General features: G+C 70.1%; 6 protein-coding genes and 1 tRNA gene. 3 read left to right on the top strand and 4 right to left on the bottom strand.

Going from position 1 to position 8,724, the window contains the following annotated elements; translation table 11 throughout:
* Positions 1 to 54: 54 nt before the first annotated feature.
* Positions 55 to 471: a ferritin gene (locus IBX62_04305; protein ID MBE0476306.1), complete on the bottom strand. Its 417-nt coding sequence runs from the start codon at positions 469 to 471 to the stop codon at positions 55 to 57.
* Between the two features lie 276 nt (positions 472 to 747).
* Between IBX62_04305 and IBX62_04300 the strand changes: the two genes are divergently transcribed.
* The 3 genes from IBX62_04300 to IBX62_04290 all read left to right on the top strand — a co-directional run bounded on the left by IBX62_04300 (position 748) and on the right by IBX62_04290 (position 6,172).
* Positions 748 to 2,694 carry a PAS domain-containing protein gene (locus IBX62_04300; protein MBE0476305.1) on the top strand — a complete coding sequence of 649 codons (1,947 nt, stop codon included), beginning with the start codon at positions 748 to 750 and terminating at the stop codon, positions 2,692 to 2,694.
* Positions 2,695 to 2,706: 12 nt separating this feature from the next.
* Positions 2,707 to 6,009 (top strand): SpoIIE family protein phosphatase, encoded by a 3,303-nt coding sequence (locus IBX62_04295; protein MBE0476304.1) that lies wholly within the window; start codon positions 2,707 to 2,709, stop codon positions 6,007 to 6,009.
* Between the two features lie 87 nt (positions 6,010 to 6,096).
* Positions 6,097 to 6,172, top strand: a tRNA-Arg gene (locus IBX62_04290).
* A gap of 180 nt (positions 6,173 to 6,352) precedes the next feature.
* On the opposite strand, the gene IBX62_04285 is transcribed toward IBX62_04290, so the two are convergent.
* From IBX62_04285 to IBX62_04275, 3 genes are read right to left on the bottom strand one after another with little or no spacing between them, the layout of a single operon-like run.
* Positions 6,353 to 7,927 (bottom strand): peptide chain release factor 3, encoded by a 1,575-nt coding sequence (locus tag IBX62_04285; protein ID MBE0476303.1) that lies wholly within the window; start codon positions 7,925 to 7,927, stop codon positions 6,353 to 6,355.
* Positions 7,928 to 7,937: 10 nt separating this feature from the next.
* On the bottom strand, positions 7,938 to 8,426 hold the full coding sequence (locus IBX62_04280; GenBank protein ID MBE0476302.1) for a MerR family transcriptional regulator: 489 nt from the start codon (positions 8,424 to 8,426) through the stop codon (positions 7,938 to 7,940).
* A complete protein-coding gene (locus IBX62_04275) occupies positions 8,423 to 8,650 on the bottom strand; it encodes a DUF2795 domain-containing protein (GenBank protein ID MBE0476301.1) in 228 nt (75 codons plus the stop codon). The genes IBX62_04280 and IBX62_04275 overlap by 4 nt, the downstream gene beginning before the upstream one ends.
* Positions 8,651 to 8,724 lie beyond the last annotated feature (74 nt).

Here is an 8,724-nt window from a genome sequence, read left to right as displayed (position 1 = left end):
CCTTGCCGATGGCTGCTTGGGCTTCCGCTCCCGGGCCCACCGCACTTCCCGCCGCTACCTGCCCAGCATCATCCGGAACGACTTCACGTGCTCCTCCTCGTCGCCGAGGATGCTCTCCAGCAGCCGCCGGGTCGTCACGTCCCCGGCCTGGTCGGCCTGCCCGATCGCGGCCCGGTACATCTCGACGGCCTCGTTCTCGGCGGCCAGGTCCACCGACGCCATCTGCTGCAGGCTCTTGGCGCCCGTCTCGACCTTGTAGGGCTCGGTCGTCGGGTCCCCGCCGAGGAAGTCGATGCGCTCGCCGAGCTCCTCGGCATGCCCCATCTCGACGATGGCGATCTCCTTGAACTCGTCGGCGGCCGCCAGCGTCTCCGGGCCCGTGACCATGTAGTGGTGCCGCATGTACTGCACGATGACCGCCAGCTCGCGCGCGCGCAGCTCGTTCAGCGTGCCGATGAGCGTGTCCTGCATCTCGACGCCTCCGATCCTCCGGTGCTCCCGCGCCCCGCTCCCTCCGGCGGACGGCGAGTACCGCCCGCGGCAGTCCGTCCCCCGCCGGGGCGGACGCCGGCGGCCGCGCCCTGCGGCGCCCGGGGCACTGGGGTTCTTCCCCGTCATCCGCCCGGGCTACCCGCCGTCCCGCCCTGCGCGCCGCGGGGTACTACCCGCAGTGCGGGGACGGCAACGGTGGGAATGAATGACTTACCTTGGCCGAACCGGCTCGGCCGGCGACGAGGGGACATCGACATGCCGCGTGAGGCGCTGCGCTCCGATCTTCTCCGGTCGATACTCGACCGCGAGCCCGTCGGGGTCTGCCTCTACCAGCCCACGGACGGCGCCGACTTCGTGCACGCGTACGTGAACCCCGCGTTCCAGGCGCTCAAGCCGTTCCGCCCGATGCTCGAGCGCACCTTCTCCGAGGTCTGGCCCGAGCTCGCAGCCTTGGCGATCCCGCGTTTCCACGAAGTGCTCGAGACGGGCGTGCCCTGGCGGGCGCAGGACCTGCCGCTCGAGGTGGAGGTCGAGCCCGGGATCACGCGGACGCGTTACTACACCTTCGAGACCTCGCGCCTGGAGGCCGCCGCGGGGAAGCTGATCCTCGACACGAAGACCGACGTGACGGCCGAGGTAGAGACGCGCGAGGCCCTGCGCGAGAGCGAGGCGAAGTACCGCAACCTCTTCACCAACCTCATCGACGGCTTCGCGCTGCACGAGATCGTCGTCAACGAGCGGGGGGAGCCGGTGGACTACGTCTTCCTCGAGGTGAACGAAGCCTTCGAGAGGCTCAGCGGGCTCAAGGCGAGCGAGATCGTCGGCAAGCGCGTGACCGAGGTGCTGCCCGGGGTAGAGCACGACCCCGCCGACTGGATCGGCCGCTACGGCCGCGTCGCCCTGACCGGCGAGCCGATCCGGTTCGAGCAGTACGCGCAGCCGCTCGAGAAGTGGTACGCCGTCTCGGCCTACAGGCCGGGGGAGGGGCGATTCGTCGCCGTCTTCGACGACATCACCGAGCGCAAGCGTGCCGAGGAAGCCCTGGCACAGGAGCTCGAGACGACGCGCCTGCTGCTGAGCGCCGCCGAGGCGCTCTCGCGGCAGACGGACCTCGAGCCGCTGCTCGACTCGCTGGCCGACGTGATCATGCACGCGCTCGACCGCGAGCGCGCACTCGTCGCCCTATGGGACGAGCAGCGCCACGAGATGCGGTTCGCCGCGACGCTGGGGGAGGACGCGCCGCCCCCGGGGTTGGCGATCCCGTTCGACAGGCTCTCCGAGCCGGGCAAGAGGATCATCTCCTCCAGGCGCATGGATGTCGTCGACTTCGGATCCGTGCCCGAGGCCGAGAGGCGAGCCACTGCGAGCCTCCGCCTCGGACTCACGCTCTACGTCCCGATCGTCCACGGTGAGCGGCTCATCGGATACATCTACGTCGACAGCCCCGGCGAACGCCGGGAGTACACCGACCACGACATGCGGCTCGCTGCCGCGATAGCCGGGCAGGCGGGCGTCGCGGTCGAGAATGCGCGGCTCCACGAGGAGCAGAGGAGGTCGCTGCGCGTCCTCAAGGACAAGGACCGCGCCATCCGCCAGGCGTACAGCGACGTGATCGACGCCGTGACGGGCGGCAGGCTCATCCTGCTCGGCAGGGACGAGATCGACTCGTCGATCATCGCCCGGGCCGGCGCACCGCATGAGCTCCGCGAACCGTCACAGCTGGCCGAGGCCAGGACGCGCGTCCGCGCCGCCCTCGGAGAGATCCCCGAGGTCGGCGACCTGCTGGTGGCCTTCTCCGAGGGCGCCACGAACATGCTCAAGCACGCGGGGGGAGGGACATACCGGATATGCAGGGAAGGACACCGCGTGCAGTTCATCCTCGCCGACGAGGGACCAGGGATCGACTTCCGGAACCTGCCGAAGGCCACGCTCGTGCCCGGCTTCTCGACGGGCCAGACCCTCGGTATGGGCTTCACGCTGATGATGGAGCTGACCGACCGGCTGCTGCTGAGCAGCGATCCCGGGGGGACCACCCTGCTGCTGGAGAAGGACCTCGCCCACGGGAAGCGCCCTGTCGCGGCGGGCACCGGCGAGGAGCGGCACCCGGCCGGGCGGGGCGACGCCGTCACCGCCCGCGTCGCCGCGCCGCCCGGGATGCGGTCCGGTAGCGGATACCTCGCGAGCCTTCTTCGGCGCGGATAGGGGGAGTCCCCGGTGGTCAAGCGCGCACGGATCGCATGGAAGCTCGCGGCCATCTACATGGTGGTCGCCGTACCGCTCGTCACGATCCTCGCGGTGGTGTATCGGCAGTGGTACGACACGCGCGTAGCGCAGGTCGAGCAAGAGCGCTTGGGCGTGGCCCGGCTGGCCGGCACCGCGTTCGAGCTGCTCGTCAAGGACATGCTCGGCACCGCCGGTGCCCTCGGGCAGAGTCAGGTGGCCCGGGACCCGGGCTCCCCGGAGTCCGTCCAAGCGCTCCAGCGCTTCCAGGAGGCGTACCCCGTCCGGTACGCCGCGGTGACGGACCCGCGGGGACGGGTGCTGAGCTCGTCGGGCACCGTGCCCGAAGGCGAGGACCTCTCCGGCGACCCGGCCTTCGGCGCGTGCCTTAGAAGCGCCTCGGGCGAAGGCATCGAACCGAGCGCGAGGCACGAGCACGACGGCGTCGGCTTCCACCTGGCCCGCCGGATCGATGACGCCGACGGTGACACGGTCGGGGTCATGATGGTGCTGGTCGACGTCACAGCGCTCCCGGAGGCGCTGGAGGACGTGGTCGGCATGGAGCGCGGGGGCATGAGCATCATCGATTCCCGGGGACGGCTCGTCTTCCAGAACGAGGACCCCGGGCTCGCGCGTCGGCTCGAGGACTGGACGCCGCGTCACCCGTCCGTGGAGAGCGCTATCCGGGGGGAGACGGTCGTGCTGCGCCACTGGTCCGGGCCGACCCCCTCGGGCGAGGAGCGCGTCGCCGCCTTCGTCCCCATCGAGCGGCTGGGCTGGGCCGCGGGCGCCTCCGTACCCCACCGCGAGGCGCTCGGCCCCTTCTACCGCAGCCTGCTGGTCGGCTTGCCGCTGACCGCAGCCGTCGTCGGGCTCGCGCTCCTCGCCAGCGTGCTGCTCTCCTCCAGCATCCGGCGCTCGCTGACCGTCGTCGCCGACGACGCCCGGCGCATCGGGTCGGGCGAGCTGGGGCGTCCGGTCCGTTCCGAGCGCACCGACGAGATCGGCGATGTGGCGCGCTCGCTCGAGGACGCCCGGACGAGCCTCCGGAGCCACGTGGAGGGCCTGACTCGGCTGGGAGAGGTCGGACGCGAGCTCGCCGGCGCCACCGAGGCCGACGTCGTCAAGCGCGCCGTGGCCCAGGGGGCGCGCAGCCTGTTCGACCCGGTCGCGGTCTGGGTCTACGTGTTCGAGGAAGGAGGCGCGCCTACGGCCCCATACCTCTGGGACGTGCCCGGGAGGACAGTGCCCAAGGAGCTCGCGTCCTTCCGCCTGAGCCCAGACGAGGGGGCGACCGGACGTGTGATGCGCACCGGCGAAGAGGCGCTGATAGCCGACGCGTCCCACGACGAGTGCGTGCTCGACGGTGAACTCGCGCGCTACCTGGGGTTCCGCTCGTTGGCCGTGCTCCCGCTCGGTTCGAAGGGCCGGCGCTTCGGGGTGCTCGGGATCGCCTTCCGCGAGGAGGACGCGCGGGAGAGCGGGCGGGCGCTCCAGCTCCTGCGCGCGTTCGCCGGACAGGTCGCCGTGGCCATCGACAACGTGCGCCTGTTCGAGAGCGAGCGCGAGCGCAGCGCGCGCCTGAGCACCCTTCGCGACGTCGCCAGCCTCGTGACCTCCTCTCTCGACTCGAAGGCCGTGGTCGAGCGGGCTCTCGAGTCCGTCATCCGGCACCTGGGCGTGACGGCCGCGTCGGTGTGGATGCTCCAGGGGCGCCGCCGGCTCGCTCTGGTCGGCGGCCTCGGCTTCCCACCGGCGTTCTTCGAGGATTTCGCCGACGGGGTCGCCCTCGACGAGCCCTACGAGGTCGTGCGCGCGATCAGGGAGGGGAACATGGTGGTGCACGAGGACGCCGCGACCTCGGACGTCTCGACCCGGGTCCGCGACGCGTACCGCCGCTACGGCATCGAGCTCGGGTCCCTGGTCGTGGTGCCGCTGCTCGCCAAGGAGGAGACGATCGGAAGCCTGACCCTGGCATGGCCGCGCCCGCGCATCTTCGGCGAGGAGGAGCGCGCGTTCGTCGCCTCTCTGGCCGACACCTTCACCACTGGGCTGCAGAACGCGTCGCTGTTCGAGCGGGCGCAGGAGGCGGCCCGCCTCGGCGACGCCCTCAACCTCGTCGACGACCTGGTACACTCCACGTTGCGCCCCGAGGAGGTCTTCTCCGAGGTGCTCGAGGTCGCCGCCACCAGCATCGGATGCGACTCCTCGGCGCTGGACCTAGTGGAAGACGGCGCCTGGGTCCCGACGCACATATGGCACCTGCCGGCGGAGATCCTCGGCCGGCGGTTCGAGCCTCGCGACGTCCCCTTCGTCGACATCGCCGCGGCGACGAAGGCCCCCGTGGCCGTGGAGGACGCACTGCACGACCCGCGCACCTCGCGCGAGGTGCAAGAGCGCTACAACATCCCCTCCGTGGTCGTAGCGCCGCTGACGCGCCGCGAGCGGGTGGAGGGCGCGCTCTTCTTCAACTACCACTCGCCGCACCGCTTCTCCCAGGGCGAGGTGGACTTCGCCCGCAAGGTCGCCTCCTCGGTGTCGCTCGCGCTCGAGAACGCCCGCCTCTACGAGAACGAGCGCCACGTCTCCGAGACGCTCCAGGAGACCCTGCTGGCGCTGCCCGAGAGCATCCACGGCCTCGAGTTCGCGCCCCTGTACCACTCCGCCACCGAGATGGCGCGCGTCGGCGGCGACTTCTACGACCTCTTCGAGCTCGGGCACGGGCTCGTGGGCGTCACGGTGGGAGACATCTCGGGAAAGGGCATCGACGCCGCGGTGCTGACCTCGCTGGTCAAGAACACGATCCGCGCGCACGCGGCCGAGAGGGAGGGGAACCCCGCCGAGGTGCTTCGCCTGGCCGACGACGTGCTCTACAGGTGGTCGCCGCCGGAGATCTTCGCGACGGTCTTCTTCGGCGTGATCCGCCCCGACGGCCGCCTCCTGTACTGCAACGCCGGGCACACGACCGCGGCGCTGGTGTGCCGCGGCGGGGTGGAGAGGCTCGAAGCCGACTCCCCGCTGATCGGCGCGCTGCCGGACGTCGAGTTCAGGGAGTCCGAGACCGGGATGGCCGAGGACGACCTGCTGTTCCTCTACACCGACGGGCTCATCGAGGCGCGGTCGGCCGACGGCGAGCTCTACGGCGAGGAACGGCTCTTCGAGCTGCTCGCCCACATGGGTGGCGTGAGCGCCGCCGAGGCGGTGCGCCGCGCGGCCGACGAGGTGCTCGCCTTCGGCGGAGGGCGGCTGACCGACGACCTGGCGGTGCTGGCGATCCGCCCGCGGCCGGCCGGCTGAGGGGGCGCGGGGCGGGGCGCCCTCGACACGGCGGCGCCCTTGCCGCCCGTGCGTCGCGCGGTACAATGGCGGCTGCCTCTTCGGCGCGCCCTCGTAGCTCAGGGGATAGAGCACAGGTTTCCTAAACCTGGTGTCGCAGGTTCGAATCCTGCCGGGGGCACCATACGAAACAGCAGGTGGGCGAGGGTCTTGTCCCTCGCTCACCATCGCTTCTCAGCGTCCTTGCTGAGTTCCCCGCACCTAGGTCTCCCCTTTCGTGGCAGAATCGTCCATCAAGAACACGAAGCCCGCCCTTGGAGGACATGGGTGGCCTTCTCGGGTCTGGCCTTCGGACTACGGACAGTCACTCGACCGCAGCCACGAGTGGCTCCAGTGTCACCTCCGGCATGTCCCGACTCACAAAGGCGAGCCTCCAATCGTCGGCGAACAGCGCGAGCAACTCGCCGTCGCGGCTTCGCTCGAGAACCTCGATACCATGCGAGCGCTCAAGACGCTTCCGGCTCTCCGCGTTCGTTCGGCGGACAGTCCGGTAGGGCAACCGCTCGAGGGCGCCGGGCGCCGAGAACTCGTGCTCGAGTCTGTGGAGCACGACCTCGAACTGCATCGGGCCGACTGCGGCGAGCACGGGTGACTGACCGCCGCGCCTGTCGGATCTCAGCACTTGGACGACGCCTTCGGCATCGAGCTGCTCGATACCGCGCCTGAACTGCTTCGACTTGCCAGCGTCTTTCACCCGTACGGCGGCGAAGTGCTCCGGCGCGAACGTCGGCATCCCTGGAAACTCGACGACATCCTTCTGATAGAGCGTGTCACCCGGTCTCATCGACCCGGCATTGACCAGCCCCACGATGTCGCCCGGATACGCCCGCTCGACCGTGGTGCGCTCCCGTCCGAACATCGCGTGCGCGTACTTCGTGGTGAAGGACCGTCCCGTCGCCGAGTGAGTGAGGACCTCGCCTCGCTCGAAGACACCGGAGCACACGCGAACGAACGCGACGCGGTCCCTGTGCATCGGGTCCATGTTGGCCTGGACCTTGAACACCAGCCCCGAGAACGGCGCCTCGAGATTCCTTTCGCCACCGGTGCGAGTGGCCCTCGCGTAGGGCGCCGGCGCCGTATCGACGATGGCGTCGAGCAGCAGCCGGACGCCTACGTTCGATACGGCGGCACCGAAGAAGACCGGCGTCGAACGCCCGAACCGGAAGTCCTCCGTATCGTGCCAGGCATCCACGCCCTCGAGCAGTTCGATCTCATCTCGGGCAGCGGAAAGGCCAGCTATTCCGCCGGCGTCTTCCAGTCGCTCCGGCCGCTCGGCGACAGCGGTGGCCCCGCCGGGGGTGCGGGTGAAGCGGATCACCCGATCCGGCTCGCGCCGGTCCACGAGGCCCTGGAAGTCGCCCGCGACGCCGATGGGCCACGTGACGGGCGTCGGCCTCAAGCCCAGCCGGCTTTCGATCTCATCGAGGATCTCGAGCGCCTCTCGGCCGGGGCGGTCCCACTTGTTCACGAAGGTGATCACCGGCAGACGGCGATACCGGCACACCTCGAAGAGCTTGAGGGTCTGGGCCTCCAGGCCCTTCGCGGCGTCGAGCAGCATCACGGCGCAGTCGACAGCGGAGAGCACGCGGTACGTGTCCTCGGAGAAGTCGGCGTGCCCGGGGGTGTCGAGCAGGTTCATGACCGCGTCGCGGTACTCGAACTGCAGAGCCGCCGAGGTGACGGAGATCCCGCGCTGTCGCTCCATCTCCATCCAGTCACTCGTCACCCCTCGGCGCCCTGCCTTGCCGTGTACCGCACCGGCCTCGGAGATCGCGCTAGCGTGCAGCGCCAGAGCCTCGGTCAGTGTCGACTTCCCGGCGTCGGGGTGGCTGATGATGGCGAACGTGCGGCGGCGAGCCGCCTCTTCGAGTACTGACACGGCGGGTGCTTCACTCGCCGTCGGCGCCGGTCGACAGTGAGGCCAGCCGGTCCCGAAGCATCGCGGCGAACTGCAAAGCGCTCTCGTACTGCTCGCGGAGCTGAAGGCACCGCTCCTGGGCGATACTCGCGAAGTCGTGCAGCCGGTCGAGCGTCGCACGCTCGGCGTCCGAACCGGGTTCGCCGCTGACCGCGTCGAGCGCCTGCAGCAGGTCCCGCATCTCGTCGAGGCTGAAGCCCAGCGGCTTCATCCGCTTGACCAGTTCGAGGCGCTCGATGTCCGTCTCCCCATAGAGACGGAAACCGCCGGGCGTCCGCGTGCTGGGGGTCACCAGGTCCGCTTCCTCGTAGTAGCGGATGGTGCGCAGCGACAGGCCGACGCGCTCGGCAACCTCGCCGATCTGGAGGGGATCGCCGGCGCCCGGGAGGGGGAGCGCGTGTTCCTCCGCGCCGGTGGCCCGCCTACGCCGACCAGTTGCGGCATCGGATCCCTTGATCATGCCGTGGGCACTACTTCCACCGGCACATCGAACAAGTGATCCCAAAGCTCGCGAAGCCTCCCGTACCGGCGATCCGGCAGCCTCTCGAGCACCGAGAGCACCTGCGGCCTGGCGTCCGCATTGGCGGCGTGCTCTATGAGCTCGCTTCTCGTGGCTCCGTGAGGAATGAACGCCTCTTCGACGGCATCTGCGATCTCGACTCGTGTGACAGGGCGGTTCGGCACTGTACCTCCTAGCGCTACCTAGCTTCCATGCGGTCTACACCGGCGAGGTGGTCCGCCCCGGCTTCGCACATCGT

The sequence above is a fragment of the Coriobacteriia bacterium genome, assembly GCA_014859305.1.
In the GTDB taxonomy this organism is placed as follows: Bacteria; Actinomycetota; Coriobacteriia; order Anaerosomatales; family Kmv31; genus Kmv31.
The sequence above is the reverse complement of the archived record's forward strand: the minus strand, read 5'-3'. Positions and strand labels throughout refer to the sequence as shown.